Genomic DNA, 16,106 nt, shown 5'->3' with positions numbered 1-16,106 from the left:
AAAGCATGAATGAGCGCGGGTCGCTTAAAATCAGCGTCCCACTGGCTTCGGGGCGCCACCGGGCGCCCAACACGGTCTACCCATGAATGTACCGATTGCGTTGGCTGCCGCCTTGCAGGCGCAGGCTGCTGAACCCGCACGACTGCGCGAGATTCCCTATAACTACACATCGTTCTCTGACCGTGAGATCGTGATTCGTCTGCTGGGCTCATCCATGTGGGATGTGCTCAACCAGCTGCGTCAGGAACGCCGCACTGGCCGATCTGCCCGCATGCTTTACGAGGTGCTGGGTGATATCTGGGTCGTGCAGCGCAACCCTTATCTGCAGGACGATCTGATTCACAGCCCTGATCGCCGCAAATCGCTGGTCGAGGCGCTGGCGCATCGACTCTCCGAGATCGACAAGCGCCGCGAGCCTCATGAAGACTCGGTGCGTGATCAGCTGGTGGGGCAATTGGTAGATGCTGCTCACCGTGCCGTGCATGAATTCAATGCCACTTTTGTAGAAGCCGAGCAACTGCGACGCCGCGTGCAGAAGACGCTGCGCCCCTACACGGCCAAGGACAACATCAAGTTCGACGGACTCTCGCGTGTGGCCCACGTGACCGACGCGACGGACTGGCGTGTGGAGTATCCGTTCGTCGTTCTGACTCCTGACACCGAAGCCGAAATGGCCGGACTGGTCAAGGGCTGTATCGAGCTGGGTCTGACCATCATTCCGCGTGGAGGCGGCACCGGATATACGGGTGGCGCTATTCCTTTGACATGGCGCTCGGTGGTGATCAACACCGAAAAGCTGGAAGCGCTGACTGAAGTCGAGATGCGCATGATCCCCGGTGTGGATCATGAAGTGCCCACTATTTATTCCGAAGCCGGTGTGGTAACACAGCGCGTGGCGGATGCGGCCGAGCGCGGCGGCTTTGTGTTCGCGGTGGACCCCACCTCCATCGAAGCATCTTGCATCGGTGGCAACGTGGCCATGAATGCCGGCGGCAAGAAGGCGGTGCTCTGGGGCACGGCTCTGGACAATCTCGTGTCCTGGCGCATGGTGACGCCTGATGCGCAGTGGCTGGAAGTCACGCGTCTGGATCACAACCTGGGCAAGATTCATGATGCCGAGATGGCCTGCTTCGAGCTGAAGTACTTCGAGGCCGACGGAAAGACCCATATTCGTAGCGAGCGTCTGGACATTCCTGGTAAGACTTTCCGCAAGGAAGGTCTGGGCAAAGACGTGACCGACAAGTTCCTCTCGGGCCTGCCGGGTATTCAGAAAGAGGGCACGGACGGCCTGATCACCAGCGCCCGCTGGGTGGTGCACCGCATGCCGGCCCACACCCGCACGGTGTGCATGGAGTTCTTTGGTAACGCCAAGGATGCAGTGCCTTCGATCGTCGAGATCAAGGACTATATGTTCGCCGAGCAAAAGCGCTCGGGCGTGCTGCTGGCGGGTCTGGAGCATCTGGACGACCGCTACCTCAAGGCCGTGGGTTACGCCACCAAGTCCAAAAAGGGCAATGGCGGCCTGCCCAAGATGGTGTTGCTGGGCGATATCGCCGGTGACAACGCCGATGAAGTCGCCCGCGTGACCAGCGAAGTGGTGCGTATTGCCAATTCGCGCAACGGCGAGGGCTTTATTGCCATCAGCGCTGAGGCCCGCAAGAAGTTCTGGCTGGACCGCAAGCGCACAGCCGCTATCTCGCGCCATACCAATGCCTTCAAGATCAATGAAGACGTGGTGATTCCTCTGCCTCGCATGGCCGAGTACACCGATGGCATTGAGCGCATCAACATTGAATTGAGCCTGCGCAACAAGCTCAAGCTGTGCGATGAACTGAGTCAATTCTTCAAAAATTCTGATCTGCCTCTGGGCAAGAGCGACGATGCCGGCGAGATTCCCAGCGCAGAGCTGCTGGAGGATCGCGTGCAGCAGGCGTTGGGGCTGGTTGGCGACGTGCGCGGCCTGTGGCAAGGCTGGCTGGATGGCGTGGCCACGCTGTTCCCCCAGTTGCAAGATCACACACTGCGCGCCAGCTGGAAGACGCAGCTCAAAGAGCCGCTGTCCAAGATTTTTGCAGGTGCGGCCTTCCAGCCGCTGCGTGAATCCGTCAACGAGATTCACCAGAAGGTGCTCAAGGGCCGTGTCTGGGTGGCGCTGCACATGCATGCCGGTGACGGCAATGTGCACACCAATCTGCCGGTCAACTCTGACGACTATGAAATGCTGCAGACCGCGCACGGTGCCGTGGCCCGCATCATGGATCTGGCGCGCAGTCTGGATGGCGTGATCTCGGGTGAGCATGGCATTGGCATTACCAAACTGGAATTCCTCAGTGATGAGGAGCTGGCACCGTTTGCCGCCTACAAGAAGCGCGTGGACCCTGAAGGCCGCTTCAACAAGGGCAAGCTGATTCGCAACGAAGAGTGGGATGCGTCGGCGCACCAGAGTCACGATGGCCGCTCGCCCCGTGAATCGCTGATGTTTGCTGACCTGACCAACGCCTACACGCCGTCTTTCGGCCTGATGGGCTATGAGTCCATCATCATGCAGCAGTCGGATATTGGCGCGATTGCCAACTCTGTCAAAGACTGCCTGCGCTGCGGCAAGTGCAAGCCGGTGTGTGCGACGCACGTGCCGCGTGCCAACCTGCTGTACTCGCCCCGCAACAAGATTCTGGCGACTTCGCTGTTGGTGGAGGCTTTCCTCTATGAAGAGCAGACACGCCGTGGTGTGTCGCTCAAACACTGGCAGGAATTTGAAGATGTGGCAGACCACTGCACGGTCTGCCACAAGTGTCTGAATCCTTGCCCGGTCAAGATCGACTTTGGCGACGTGACCATGAATATGCGCAATCTGCTGCGCAAGATGGACAAAAAGAGCTTCCGCCCGGGCAACAAGCTGGCCATGACCATGCTGAACGCCACGAACCCTGACACCATCAAGTTCATGCGCTCGGCCATGGTTGGTGTGGGTTTCAAGGCCCAGCGTCTGGCTGCCGATGTGCTGCAAAGCTTTGCCAAGAAGCAGACGGCGCACCCGCCGGCATCGGTGGGCACGGCTCCTATCAAGGAGCAGGTGATTCACTTCATCAACAAGAAGCTGCCCGGTGGTCTGCCCACCAAGACGGCACGCGCCTTGCTGGATATTGAAGACAAGGATTATGTGCCCATCATCCGGGATCCGCAGGCCACCAAGTCGGATACCGAGGCGGTGTTCTACTTCCCCGGCTGCGGTTCGGAGCGTCTGTTTAGCCAGGTCGGCTTGGCCACGCAGGCCATGCTGTGGCATGCCGGTGTGCAGACCGTGCTGCCGCCCGGCTACCTGTGCTGCGGCTATCCCCAGCGCGGATCGGGCCAGTTCGACAAGGCCGAGAAGATGATCACGGACAACCGCGTGCTCTTCCACCGTGTGGCCACCACGCTCAATTATCTGGACATTAAGACCGTGGTGGTGAGCTGCGGTACCTGTTATGACCAGTTGCAGGGCTACCAGTTCGACAAGATTTTCCCCGGCTGCCGCATCATCGACATCCACGAATATCTGCTGGAAAAAGGCATCACGCTGCAGAACAAGGGAACGTACCTGTACCACGACCCTTGCCACACGCCCATGAAGCAGCAAGACCCTATGAAGACCGTCAAGGCCTTGATGGGTGACCAGGTCACCAAGAGCGAGCGTTGCTGTGGTGAGTCCGGCACGCTGGGCGTGACGCGTCCTGATATCTCGACGCAGATTCGCTTCCGCAAGACCGAAGAGTTGCGCAAGAGCGAAGCCGTGCTGCGCGACAGCGGTGCTCTGGCACCCAAGGAAAACGTCAAGATCTTGACCAGCTGCCCCAGCTGTCTGCAAGGTCTGTCGCGTTACGGCAATGACATGAACAATGGTCTGCTGGAAGCCGACTACATCGTGGTCGAGATGGCTCGTGACATTCTGGGTGAGAACTGGATGCCCGAGTACGTCAAACGTGCCAACGCGGGTGGTATCGAACGCGTCCTGGTCTGAGGTAGATATGACGCATCAAGATAACTGCCCTTTGTGCACTACCGACGGTGGTGCGCTGATCTGGCGTGGTGACAAGCTGCGGGTGATTCGTGCTGCGGAAGAGGGCTTTCCAGCCTTCTATCGCGTAGTTTGGACGGATCATGCGGCCGAGTTTTCGGACTTGAGCGCGACAGACCGTGCCTTGTGCATGGATGCCGTGGCCCTGGTGGAGCGTGTGCTGCGCGAGCAGCTCTCGCCAACCAAGATCAACCTGGCGGCACTGGGTAATATGGTGGCTCATCTGCACTGGCATGTGATTGCGCGTTATGACTGGGACAGTCACTTCCCCGCATCGGTCTGGGTGCCCGCCCTGCGCGTGCGCGATGAAGCGCGTGAAGCTACGGTTGCCCAGCAACTGCCAGCGGTAGACGCTGCACTGCAAAAGGCGCTGACCCTCTGGGCGGCCTGATGTTTGTATCTCCGTTCTGGAGATTGAGTACAGAGAGACAAAGGGCAGCTCCTGGCTGCCCTTTTATGCATTGAACAGGAGAGAATCATGGCCGGATTGCAAGCCAACACTCCCACCCCTCAGGCACTGACCGTGCATGGCGCTTCGCGCGTGCTGGAGGTGTCTTACACGGATGGCAAAACCTTTCGCATCCCCTTTGAGCTGATGCGTGTCTATTCGCCATCGGCCGAAGTGCAGGGACATGGCCCGGGCCAGGAGGTCCTGCAGACTGGCAAGCGCGATGTGGGGATCAACACCATTGAGCCGGTCGGCAACTATGCGATCAAGCCGTTCTTCAGCGACGGGCACGAAAGCGGTCTCTACACCTGGGAATATCTCTACCAGCTGGGTAGTCAGCAAGATGAGCTGTGGAAGCAGTATCTGCAGCGTCTTGAAGATGCAGGCCTGAACCGCGACACGCTGATGCCCGAAAAGGGCGCTGGCGGTCATGGTTGCAGCGTGCATTGAGATTTGACTTCGAGGGGGCTTGTCTGCTGGCTGAAAGCCTGGGCGAACGTCCCTCTGGCACCACACAGGCCATGCGCCAAGCGCAGGGTTATTGATGCTGATGCTATATTTCCGATAGCTTGTAGCGCAGGTGAAATAAGCGCTTTAAGCCAATTTCTTCTAAAAACCATAGTGCTTCAAAGCCTGTAGTCATACGGGGTTGTCGCTGTACGCACAAGCACTGCTTGCTTAGCATTCTCTGTTATGAGCTCCACACACTTCGGATTCCAGACTGTTGACGAAAGCGAGAAGGCATCGCGTGTACGCGGTGTGTTCGACTCCGTGGCCTCCAAGTACGACGTCATGAATGACGTCATGTCCGGTGGTCTGCATCGCGCATGGAAGGCCTACACCCTGATGGTGGCCAACCTCAAAGAAGGCGATAAGGCGCTGGATATTGCAGGCGGCACGGGCGATTTGGCCCTGGCGTTTTCCAAGAAGGTCGGCGCATCGGGCCAAGTGGTTCACACCGATATCAACGAAGCCATGCTGCGTGTGGGGCGTGACCGCCTGACCGACAAGGGCGTGTTGCTGCCGACCTTGGTCTGTGACGCGGAAAAGCTGCCTTTCCCGGATGGCCACTTTGACTTGGTCAGCGTGGCCTTTGGTCTGCGCAATATGACGCACAAGGATGCAGCGCTCAAGGAAATGAACCGCGTTCTGCGCCCCGGTGGCAAGTTGCTGGTGCTGGAGTTCTCCAAGGTGGCCAAGCCCCTGGAGAAAGCCTATGACTTTTATTCTTTCAAGATTTTGCCGGCCATGGGGCAGATGATTGCCGGTGATGCGGAAAGCTACCGGTATCTGGCTGAATCCATTCGCATGCACCCCGGTCAAAAGGAACTAAAGGCCTTGATGCAGCAATGTGGCTTTGGCCATGTGGACTATCACAACATGACAGGTGGCATCTGTGCCTTGCATGTCGGGATCAAGTGTTAAGTGCGCCTCGTGCGCAGATTTGTAGCGACTTTCTATAAGAAGGGAGATGAGATGAAAAAACTTTGGTCAATCGCCTTGGTGGCAATGCTGGTTGTGGCGCACGGTGAGGCTGACGCGAAACGCATGGGCGGAGGCTCTTCGTTTGGCAAACAGTCTGGCAACGTCACGCAACGCGAAGCTTCTCGTGCTCCCACACAGAATACTCAGCAGGCTCCGCAGCAAAATGCGGCTCAGCAAAACCGTGCTGGTGCGCCGGCAACGCCTGCAGCAGCGCCCAAGAAGCCCTGGGGTGCCATGCTTGGCGGCCTGGCAGCGGGTCTGGGTCTGGCCTGGCTGGCTCACTCGCTGGGCTTTGGTGAAGCATTTGGCAACTTCCTGATGATGGCCTTGCTGGCCATGGTCGCCATGGCCGTGATTGGCATGATCATGCGTCGCCGCAAGGCTGCGCCTGCTCCTCAGGCCAATAACAGCCCCTTCGCCTTTCAGGGCGCAGGCAATCTGGGTGGCGATGTCAACGCTCCTCAGGCTCGTCAGTACAACCCCGAGAAAATTGGCAATGATGCGTCTGCGCGCCCCTGGGAGCAGGACTATCAGCCTGCCGCCGCAGCTGGTGGCTCCATGATTGGCTCGGCTTTGTCGGGTTCGCAGAGCTGGGGCGTGCCAGAAGGCTTTGATCAAGCCGGTTTCCTGACCGCTGCCAAGCGTAATTTCGTGACTCTGCAATCCGCCTGGGATCGCTCTGACATTACTTCACTGCGCTCGATGATGACGGACGAGATGCTGTCGGAAATTCGCTCTCAACTGTCTGAGCGTGAAGCTCAGCGCCCTGGCGAACCCAACCACACGGAAGTGCTGATGATTGATGCTCAGTTGCTGGGTATCGAAGATCTGGGTAATGGCTATATGGCCAGTGTCGAGTTCTCCGGCATGATTCGTGAAGATGCCTCGGCAGGACCAAGCCCTTTCCGCGAAGTCTGGAACATGACTAAGCCCAAGAGCGGCTCCAGCGGCTGGCTGGTGGCTGGCGTGCAAGCGCTGCAATAAGGCAGAGACAGTCCCGCAGCGAAGGCGTTGTTTCCATAGGGAAGGCGCGTAGCGACTCAGGGGGATTGATTTCATGAATAATCGGGGACTATGGCAACACAGTCCCCTTTTTCTTTTCTGAGCGGTCTCGTCGAACGCGTGATGGCTGGACCTCAAGCTCCCGAATGGCTGGTGAGTGAAATGCATCAGCGTCTGGTGCTTTTCATCAACCATGTGCTGATGCAGGAAAAAGAGGCCATGGATCGCCTCCTGCGTCAAAAAGGTCGCATTGCCCGCGTGCAATGGCGTCAGTACTCGGTAGCCTTGCTGGTCACGCCAGCGGGTCTGTTCGATGTGGCGCCTGAAGATGCTGCTCCCGACCTGATGCTGGAAGTCACTGAGACTTCGCCTCTGTCGCTGGCTCAGACCGCATTGCGCGGCGACAAGCCCAGCATCCGCATTGAAGGCGATGTGCAGTTTGCCGCCGAGATCAACTGGCTGGTCGACAACGTCAAGTGGGATGTGGAAGAAGACCTGGCACGCTTGGTCGGAGACGTGCCTGCCCACACCATTGTCAAGGTCGCACGCACAGCAGCCCAAGGCCTGCGCCAGTTCGTTGGTGCACGCATGGGTGGCAAAAAAGCCGCTGATGCAGATGTCGTCAGCCCGGCAAGCACAGCACCTGTGGCCTCCATGCCCGGTGCCGATTACACACAGCCATGAGTCGTTTCCTGCGAGGCTGGGCCATCCTCTGGGTGGTGTTTCGTTATGGTCTGGATGAGCTGGTGCTCTCCGGCATTCCTCACCCGCGCATGCGCAATCTGCGCAGCGTGCTCACATTTGGCCGCAAGCTGGACAAGCCGCGTGGCGTGCGCCTGCGTGAAGCGCTGGAGGCACTGGGTCCCATCTTTGTGAAGTTCGGTCAGGTGCTGTCTACGCGCAGCGATCTGATGCCGCCCGATGTTGCGGAAGAGCTGGCCAAGCTGCAAGACCGTGTGCCGCCGTTCGATTCGCAAATCGCGGTGGACACCATCGAGCGTTCGTTTCGCAAGCCGCTCGATCAGATTTTTGTGAGCTTTGATCGCCAGCCCGTTGCCAGTGCATCGATTGCACAGGTGCACTTTGCCGTGATTCGCGATAAAGCTGGCGTTGAGCATGAGGTGGCCGTCAAGGTGTTGCGCCCGGGCATGAAGACAGTGATCGACAAGGATCTGGCGCTCATGCACATGATGGCGGGCTGGATGGAGCGGCTGTCCAAGGACGGCAAGCGCCTCAAGCCCAAGGAAGTGGTTGGCGAGTTCGACAACTACCTGCATGACGAGCTGGACCTGATTCGAGAAGCCTCCAATGCTGCGCAGCTGCGCCGCAATATGGAAGGGCTGGATCTGGTGCTGATCCCCGAGATTCACTGGGATTACTGCCACACCGATGTGATGGTGATGGAGCGCATGAAGGGCGTGCCCATCAGTCAGGTGGAGCGTCTGCGTGACGCCGGTGTTGACATCCCCAAGCTGGCGCGTGATGGCGTGACCATTTTCTTTACCCAGGTGTTTCGTGATGGTTTCTTCCATGCGGACATGCACCCGGGAAACATCATGGTCAGCCTGGAGCCCGATAGCTTCGGGCGCTATATCTCGCTGGACTTTGGCATCGTTGGCACGCTGACCGAGTTCGACAAAGAATATCTGGCGCAGAACTTTCTGGCTTTCTTCCGCCGTGACTACAAGCGCGTTGCCGCTTTGCACGTGGAAAGCGGCTGGGTGCCTGCCACCACGCGGGTCGAAGAGTTGGAAGCCGCTATTCGATCCGTCTGTGAGCCTTACTTTGACCGCCCGCTGGCCGAGATCTCTCTGGGTATGGTGCTGATGCGCCTTTTTCAGACTTCACGCCGTTTTCAGGTTGAAATCCAGCCACAACTGGTGCTGCTGCAAAAGACGCTGCTCAATATCGAAGGTCTGGGGCGTCAGCTGGACCCCAATCTGGACCTCTGGAGCACGGCCAAGCCGTTTCTTGAAAAGTGGATGCTGGACCAGATGGGCCCGCAGCGTCTGTGGAGTGAGATTCAGGCGCAAGCCCCGCGCTACGCCAAAATCCTGCCCGATATCCCGCGCGTGCTGCACCAGTATCTGGCCAAACAAGGCGCTGGTCATCACAACGATGCCTTGTTGAAGGAGCTGCTCCAGCAGCAAAAGACAACCAACCGCTTGCTGCAGGCCATCCTCAGCGCAGGCATTGGTTTCGTTATCGGACTGGTAGTGCTGCAGATTCTGCTGCGCATCCGCTTCTGAGCTTCCTGTTTTATTTAGTCTGAGGAGTGTGAGCTTGCTGCTCTCATTGGTAATCGTCTACCTGTTGATAACCATTGGCATTGGTTTGTGGGCGGCAAAACGTGTGAAAAACACGGCGGACTTCGCTATTGCCGGGCGGCATCTGCCGCTGTACATGATCATCACCACCACCTTCGCGACCTGGTTCGGGTCCGAGCTGGTGCTGGGTGTACCTGCCAAGTTCATCGAAGGCGGTCTGCAGGCATTGGTGGAAGACCCGTTTGGCGCAGGCATGTGCCTGATTCTGGTTGGCGCTTTTTTTGCGGCCAAGCTATACCGCATGAATTTGCTGACCATCAGCGACTACTACCGTGCTCGTTATGGTCGCTCGATCGAGGTGATCTGCTCGCTGATCATCATGCTCAGTTATCTGGGCTGGGTCTCGGCCCAGGTCACAGCATTGGGGTTGGTGTTCAACCTGCTCTCGGGCGGCTCGGTCAGCATCCCCATGGGCATGACGATTGGCATTCTTTCCGTGCTCATCTATACGCTGTTCGGCGGCATGTGGTCTGTGGCGGTCACCGATTTTGTGCAGATGATCATTCTGGTTGTGGGCTTGCTGGCCCTTGCCTTCTTCGCCGGCGATATGGCGGGTGGTGCTGACAAGGTGGTGGATCTGGCCACCAGTCGCGATCTGTTCAAGTTTTTGCCTGAACCATCGTTCCATGAAATCGTGTTCTTCATCGGTGCCGCCGTGACCATGATGCTGGGCTCGATTCCGCAGCAGGACATCTTCCAGCGCGTGATGTCTGCCGACACCGAAAAATCTGCGGTGCGCGGAACCATCATCGGTGGGGCCTGCTATGTGATTTTTGCCTTTGTGCCCATGTTTCTCGTGGCCAGTGCGCTCATCATCATGCCGACTGAGGCTACTGCCCTGCTGGCTGAAGACCCGCAAAAGGTGCTGCCGACTTTGGTGATGGACAAGATGCCCTTTGCCATGCAGGTGCTTTTCTTTGGTGCACTGCTGTCGGCTATCAAATCCTGCGCATCAGCGACCTTGCTGGCACCCAGTGTCACGTTTACCGAAAATATCTGGCGCCAGTTCCGTCCGTTTACGACGGACAAAGACAACCTCAAGACCATGCGCATCAGCGTGCTGGTGTTTGCGGCCTGTGTGCTGGCTTATTCCATCGCCATGCAAGGCACTCCCATCTATGAACTGGTGGCCAGTGCTTATCAGGTGCCACTGGTGGGGGCTTTTGTGCCGCTGGTCTTTGGTTTGTACTGGAAGCGTGCCACCACGCAAGGCGCCATCAGCGCGGTGATTCTGGGGATTGGCGTCTGGCTGATCTTCATGGTGACACCGGCGCTCCATCAGGCTTTCCCGCAGCAGCTGGCTGGTCTTTTGGCGGCGGTTGTTGGCATGCTGGCAGGGTCTCTGCTGCCCCAGTGGGTCAGCAACCATCATCGCGAAATTGAGAGCTTTACCGAGGCCAAGGCCTGAAAGTGCAAATAAGCGATGCCGGGTCTTGCCTGTGCAGTGCAGCAAAACGAGGGGCGACGCCTATAATTGAGGGTTTTTGCACTTCCCTCGTTTTAGCGCTATGCCTATCTATGCATACAAGTGTGGCTCCTGTGGTCATGCCAAGGATGTGCTGCAGAAAATCTCGGACACGCCGCTGACCGTGTGCCCAGCTTGCGGTGCCGAGGCCTTTTCGAAGCAGCTTACCGCTCCGGGCTTTCAGCTCAAGGGTTCTGGCTGGTATGCCACGGACTTCAAGAACAGCGGCAGCAAGCCGACTGCAAGCACTTCGTCCACCAGTGAGAGCGCTGCTGCACCTGCAGCGGAACCCGCACCGGCTCCTGCAGCGGCTCCTGCCACTGCCAACTCCTGAGGCTCTTCGAGACTATGTTTGCATTGCGCAAGTGGCTGATTGCAGGTTTGCTGGTCATCGTTCCTCTGGTGATCACCCTCGGCGTGCTCAACTGGATCATCGGGACACTGGACCAGACGCTGGCCATTCTTCCTGAGGCATGGCAGCCAGACAAACTTCTGGGCGTTCACATTCCGGGTTTTGGTGTCATTTTGACGCTGCTTATCCTGCTGATCGTCGGTGGTATTGCCAGCAACTTTATCGGACGCAAGCTGGTCGGCTGGGGTGATGCACTGGTGCGCCGCATTCCTGTGGTGCGTTCCATCTATTCCAGTGTCAAGCAGGTCTCTGATACCGTTTTCTCTGACAGCGGTAATGCCTTTCGCACTGCCGTCATGGTGCAGTGGCCGCGTGAAGGTGTCTGGACCGTGGCCTTTGTCACGGGTCAGCCCAACGGCGAAGTAGCGGCCTTGCTGCGCGATGACTATGTCAGCGTGTTCGTTCCCACCACACCGAACCCTACGGGCGGTTACTTTGTGCTGGTGCGCAAGAGCGAGTGCGTCGAGCTGGAAATGAGTGTGGATGCCGCACTCAAATATATTGTTTCGATGGGTGTAGTGGCTCCGCCAGACCTCACCGCGATCGAAGAACCCAAACAAACAACCTTGTCGCACCCCTAAGGGTGCAGGAAGACTTTCATGGCAATGCGTACTCAATACTGCGGTCTGGTGACCGAAGCCCAAATGGGCGAAACCGTGACCCTGTGCGGCTGGGTGAATCGCCGCCGTGACCACGGTGGTGTGATCTTTATCGACCTGCGTGACCGTGAAGGCTACGTGCAGGTGGTCTGCGACCCTGACCGCGCTGAAATGTTCAAGGTGGCTGAAGACGTGCGCAATGAGTTCTGCGTGCAGGTCAAGGGCATCGTGCGTGCTCGTCCCGCTGGCACGACTAACGACAAACTGAAGAGCGGCCAGATCGAAGTGCTGTGTCATGAGCTGAACGTGCTGAACGCTTCCGTCACACCTCCCTTCCAGCTGGACGACGAGAACCTGTCGGAAACCGTGCGTTTGACCAACCGCGTGATGGACCTGCGCCGCCCCGTGATGCAGCGCAACATGATGCTGCGTTACAAGACCGCGATTCAGGTGCGTAACTTCCTGGACAAGCTGGGCTTCATCGACATCGAAACCCCCATGCTGGGTAAGTCCACGCCTGAAGGCGCACGCGACTACCTCGTGCCCTCGCGCGTGCATGACGGTGAATTCTTCGCGCTGCCCCAGTCTCCCCAGCTGTACAAGCAGATGCTGATGGTGGCTGGTTACGACCGCTACTACCAGATCACCAAGTGCTTCCGTGACGAAGACCTGCGCGCTGACCGCCAGCCTGAATTCACGCAGATCGACTGCGAAACTTCGTTCCTGAACGAGGAAGAAATTCGTGCCATCTTCCAGCAGATGATTACGGAAGTGTTCCAGACTCAACTGAACGTGGAACTGGGCGAATTCCCCATCATGACCTACCAGGATGCGGCGCACCGCTTTGGTTCGGACAAACCCGATCTGCGCGTCAAGCTCGAGTTCACAGAGCTGACCGACTGCATGGGCGATGTGGATTTCAAGGTCTTCTCGGTTCCTGCGACCACCAAGGGCGGCCGTGTGGTGGCTCTGCGCGTGCCCGGCGGCGCTGCGATCTCGCGTGGCGAAATCGACGGCTACACCGAGTTCGTCAAGATCTACGGTGCCAAGGGTCTGGCATGGATCAAGGTCAACGAAGTGGCCAAGGGTCGTGAAGGCCTGCAGTCGCCCATCGTCAAGAACCTGCACGATGCAGCGATTGCTGAAATCTTGAAGCGGACCGGTGCTCAAGACGGCGACCTGTTGTTCTTCGGCGCTGACAAGGAAAAGATCGTCAACGACTCCATCGGCGCCCTGCGTCTGAAGGTCGGCCACAGCGAGTTTGGCAAGAAGAGCGGTCTGTTCGAAAACAAGTGGGCCCCCCTGTGGGTGGTGGACTTCCCGATGTTCGAGCATGACGAAGAAAACAACCGCTGGGCGGCTGTGCACCACCCCTTCACATCGCCTAAGGATGGCCATGAAGAGCTGATGGTGAGCGACCCCGGTAAGTGCATTGCCAAGGCCTACGACATGGTGCTGAACGGCTGGGAACTGGGCGGTGGCTCGGTGCGTATCCACCGTGCGGACGTGCAGGCCAAGGTGTTTGCCGCCCTGAACATCACTCCTGAAGACCAGCGCGCCAAGTTCGGCTACCTGCTGGATGCGCTGCAATACGGTGCGCCTCCTCACGGCGGTCTGGCCTTCGGTCTGGACCGTCTGATCACGCTGATGACCGGCTCCGAGTCCATCCGTGACGTGATTGCCTTCCCCAAGACCCAGCGCGCCCAGGACTTGCTGACGCAAGCCCCTTCGCCCGTGGACGAGAAGCAACTGCGCGAGTTGCACATCAAGCTGCGCAACACGGTTGTGACGACCACCGAGGCCTGATCTCCAGCCTTTTGCAGACTGCGTTTGCCGCAGTCCGCATCAAGCGCCAGTCTGCGAAAAGCGGCTGGCGCTTTTTTATTGCTACTGCTTTAAGAGCTGCTTGTGCCTGTCAGTAGATGAATCTGACAAGTTTTTTTATCTATTTGGATGACTGGAAATCGCCAGTCGCTATGAATATTGATAGTCCTCAAGCGCAGCGCCAACTCCCATTGCGGCCATTGCCTGCGCGCTAATATGGGCTGATGGACATCAAGCCTTACAAGATTCCGCAGTCCGTGCTGGTGGTCATCTACCGTGGGGATGGCCAGGTTCTGCTGCTGCGCCGCACCATTGCTGCGCCGGGCGGTGAGCCGTTCTGGCAGTCGGTGACAGGCAGCAAAGACAGCGAGGGTGAGGACTGGCGCGAAACCGCCGCCCGCGAAGTGCTGGAAGAAACCGGCATTGATGCACTCGCGCCCGGCTGCCAGCTCATCGACTGGGAGCTTGAGAACGTGTACGCCATCTATCCCGAATGGCAGCACCGCTATGCGCCGGGCGTGTGGCACAACCAGGAGCGCGTGTTCGGGCTTCGTGTGCCGTCCTACATGGCTGTGCACTTGAATCCGAGAGAGCACACCGCACATGATTGGCATGATTGGCGCGACGCAGCCCAGCGCTGCTTTTCTTCTTCCAATGCAGAAGCCATTTTGTTGCTGCCGCGCTTTGAACCGGCGTTGGCTCCAAGCCAGCAGAAGCCGTAACCGCTTTGAGAAAAATAGTGCCTATGTCTGAAGTTCAGTTGTTTACGCCGCCAGAGCCGCAGATCCTGCGCGTGGCCACCTACAACATTCACAAAGGCGTGCAGGGCCTGGGGCCGGCACGGCGGCTGGAAATCCACAATCTGGGGCTTGCCGTGGAGCAGCTCGATGCAGACATCGTCTGCCTGCAGGAAGTACGCAAGATGAACCGCAAGGAGGAGCAGTACTTCGACCACTGGCCCAATGTGCCGCAGGCCGAATATCTGGCTCCCGAAGGCTATGAGTCCGTCTACCTGACCAATGCCTATACCAAGGATGGCGAACACGGCAATGCGCTGCTCAGCCGCTGGCCGGTGATTGGCTACCAGCACGAAGACATCTCGGACCACCGCTTCGAGCAGCGCGGGCTGCTTCATGTGGAACTGGACATCAATGGCAAGCGCGTGCACTCCATCGTGGTGCATCTGGGCTTGATTCCCGGCAGCCGCATTCGCCAGATTGCGCTGCTGCAGCGCTTTATCGAACGCGAGGTGCCGCCCAATGCGCCGCTGGTCGTGGCAGGTGACTTCAACGACTGGGGCAACCAGATCAAGCGCATGCTGGCGGGCTTTGGCCTGTTCGAGTTTGATGAGACCCGGGGTATCGCCACTTACCCTGCACGTCTGCCGATTGCGCAGCTAGACCACATCTATGTGCGTGGGCTGACGCCGCTGGGGCTGCAAGTGCCCAAGGGGCGGATTTGGTGGCGCATGTCCGATCATTTGCCGCTGATTGCTGAATTCAGGCTCTGATGCTACTGAAACCATAGCTTCTGCTGCCTTGCAAACCTGCGTTTGAATGGCAAAGCCTTTGCAGCTTTGGGAAGTTGATTCGCTGGTACCATTCTTGAATGTTCAGAGAACTCGCCGATATGAATAAAGACAAACAGACTGAAGAGGGCACGCCCGTTTCGGTCAAGATCCGCGAGCGCCTGCAGGCGGCGAACAAGCGTTTTCACGCCAACGACAACATCGCCGATTTTATTGAGCCCGGCGAGCTGGAGCTGATGCTGGACGAGGTCCAGGAGAAGATGCAGACGGTGCTCGACTCCATGGTCATCGACACCACCAACGATCACAACACCCGCGCCACGGCTCGTCGTGTGGCCAAGATGTATGTGAACGAGGTCTTCCGCGGCCGCTATGTGCATCAGCCAGCGATTACCGAATTCCCCAACGCCGAGCACCTGAACGAGCTGATGATTGTCGGCCCCATCACCGTGCGCAGTGCCTGCAGCCACCACCTGTGCCCCGTCATGGGCAAGATCTGGATTGGCGTGCTGCCCAACAAGAACACCAACGTCATTGGCCTGTCCAAGTACGCCCGTCTGGTGGACTGGATCATGGGTCGCCCGCAGATCCAGGAAGAAGCCATTATTCAGCTGGCTGACCTGATCATGAACAAGACCCGCCCTGACGGCCTGGCGGTAGTGATGGAAGCCTCGCACTTTTGCATGTCCTGGCGCGGTGTGCGCGAGATGGACTCCAAGATGCTCAACTCTGTCATGCGTGGGGCCTTCCTCACCAACTCCGAGCTGCGTCGCGAATTCTTGTCGCTGATTGCTGCCCGCAAGTAAATGAATCCCCCTGAGTCGCTGCGCGCCTTCTCCCAAGGGGATGACGCCTTTGCTGCGAGGCGGCCCTTGCTCGGAGTCTCTGACTTGGGCTGTGTTCTGTACTGAAAACTGATCTTCTAAAAGGCTGCGCGTTGCGCGGCCTTTTGCATTTCT

At 58.2% G+C, this 16,106-nt stretch carries 14 protein-coding genes; all 14 read left to right on the top strand.

The window, feature by feature from the left end; all coding sequences use genetic code 11:
- Positions 1 to 82 precede the first annotated feature (82 nt).
- Positions 83 to 4,000 carry a DUF3683 domain-containing protein gene (locus HF327_RS15805; protein WP_198461158.1) on the top strand — a complete coding sequence of 1,306 codons (3,918 nt, stop codon included), beginning with the start codon at positions 83 to 85 and terminating at the stop codon, positions 3,998 to 4,000.
- Between the two features lie 7 nt (positions 4,001 to 4,007).
- The gene (locus tag HF327_RS15800) at positions 4,008 to 4,448 is read left to right on the top strand and encodes an HIT family protein (protein WP_198461157.1); all 441 of its coding nucleotides are present in this window, start codon (positions 4,008 to 4,010) and stop codon (positions 4,446 to 4,448) included.
- A gap of 87 nt (positions 4,449 to 4,535) precedes the next feature.
- Complete coding sequence (locus HF327_RS15795; protein WP_099738565.1) at positions 4,536 to 4,955, top strand: gamma-butyrobetaine hydroxylase-like domain-containing protein; 420 nt, start codon at positions 4,536 to 4,538, stop codon at positions 4,953 to 4,955.
- Between the two features lie 243 nt (positions 4,956 to 5,198).
- Positions 5,199 to 5,930: a bifunctional demethylmenaquinone methyltransferase/2-methoxy-6-polyprenyl-1,4-benzoquinol methylase UbiE gene (ubiE, locus tag HF327_RS15790; RefSeq protein ID WP_099738563.1), complete on the top strand. Its 732-nt coding sequence runs from the start codon at positions 5,199 to 5,201 to the stop codon at positions 5,928 to 5,930.
- Between the two features lie 51 nt (positions 5,931 to 5,981).
- Positions 5,982 to 6,974: a Tim44 domain-containing protein gene (locus HF327_RS15785; protein ID WP_198461156.1), complete on the top strand. Its 993-nt coding sequence runs from the start codon at positions 5,982 to 5,984 to the stop codon at positions 6,972 to 6,974.
- Positions 6,975 to 7,064: 90 nt separating this feature from the next.
- Positions 7,065 to 7,676, top strand: a complete 612-nt coding sequence (locus tag HF327_RS15780; protein WP_198461155.1) for a hypothetical protein — start codon at positions 7,065 to 7,067, stop codon at positions 7,674 to 7,676.
- The gene (gene ubiB, locus HF327_RS15775) at positions 7,673 to 9,241 is read left to right on the top strand and encodes a ubiquinone biosynthesis regulatory protein kinase UbiB (protein WP_198461154.1); all 1,569 of its coding nucleotides are present in this window, start codon (positions 7,673 to 7,675) and stop codon (positions 9,239 to 9,241) included. The genes HF327_RS15780 and ubiB overlap by 4 nt, the downstream gene beginning before the upstream one ends.
- A 34-nt stretch (positions 9,242 to 9,275) precedes the next feature.
- Positions 9,276 to 10,727 (top strand): sodium:solute symporter family protein, encoded by a 1,452-nt coding sequence (locus HF327_RS15770; protein ID WP_198461153.1) that lies wholly within the window; start codon positions 9,276 to 9,278, stop codon positions 10,725 to 10,727.
- 100 nt (positions 10,728 to 10,827) lie between these two features.
- Complete coding sequence (locus HF327_RS15765; RefSeq protein ID WP_198461152.1) at positions 10,828 to 11,118, top strand: FmdB family zinc ribbon protein; 291 nt, start codon at positions 10,828 to 10,830, stop codon at positions 11,116 to 11,118.
- 14 nt (positions 11,119 to 11,132) lie between these two features.
- Complete coding sequence (locus HF327_RS15760; protein WP_198461151.1) at positions 11,133 to 11,777, top strand: DUF502 domain-containing protein; 645 nt, start codon at positions 11,133 to 11,135, stop codon at positions 11,775 to 11,777.
- 18 nt (positions 11,778 to 11,795) lie between these two features.
- Complete coding sequence (gene aspS, locus HF327_RS15755; protein WP_198461150.1) at positions 11,796 to 13,601, top strand: aspartate--tRNA ligase; 1,806 nt, start codon at positions 11,796 to 11,798, stop codon at positions 13,599 to 13,601.
- A 242-nt stretch (positions 13,602 to 13,843) separates the two neighbouring features.
- Positions 13,844 to 14,341 carry a dihydroneopterin triphosphate diphosphatase gene (gene nudB, locus HF327_RS15750; protein ID WP_198461149.1) on the top strand — a complete coding sequence of 166 codons (498 nt, stop codon included), beginning with the start codon at positions 13,844 to 13,846 and terminating at the stop codon, positions 14,339 to 14,341.
- Between the two features lie 23 nt (positions 14,342 to 14,364).
- A complete protein-coding gene (locus tag HF327_RS15745; RefSeq protein ID WP_099738547.1) occupies positions 14,365 to 15,129 on the top strand; it encodes an endonuclease/exonuclease/phosphatase family protein in 765 nt (254 codons plus the stop codon).
- 98 nt (positions 15,130 to 15,227) lie between these two features.
- Entirely contained in the window at positions 15,228 to 15,953 is a 726-nt protein-coding gene (gene folE / locus HF327_RS15740) for a GTP cyclohydrolase I (protein WP_198461148.1), read from the top strand.
- The last annotated feature ends 153 nt before the right edge of the window (positions 15,954 to 16,106 follow it).

Source organism: Comamonas suwonensis (assembly GCF_012844455.2).
In the GTDB taxonomy this organism is placed as follows: Bacteria; Pseudomonadota; Gammaproteobacteria; order Burkholderiales; family Burkholderiaceae_C; genus Comamonas; species Comamonas suwonensis.
Note: the sequence above shows the minus strand (reverse complement) of the source record. Positions and strands in the feature narration are given on the sequence as shown.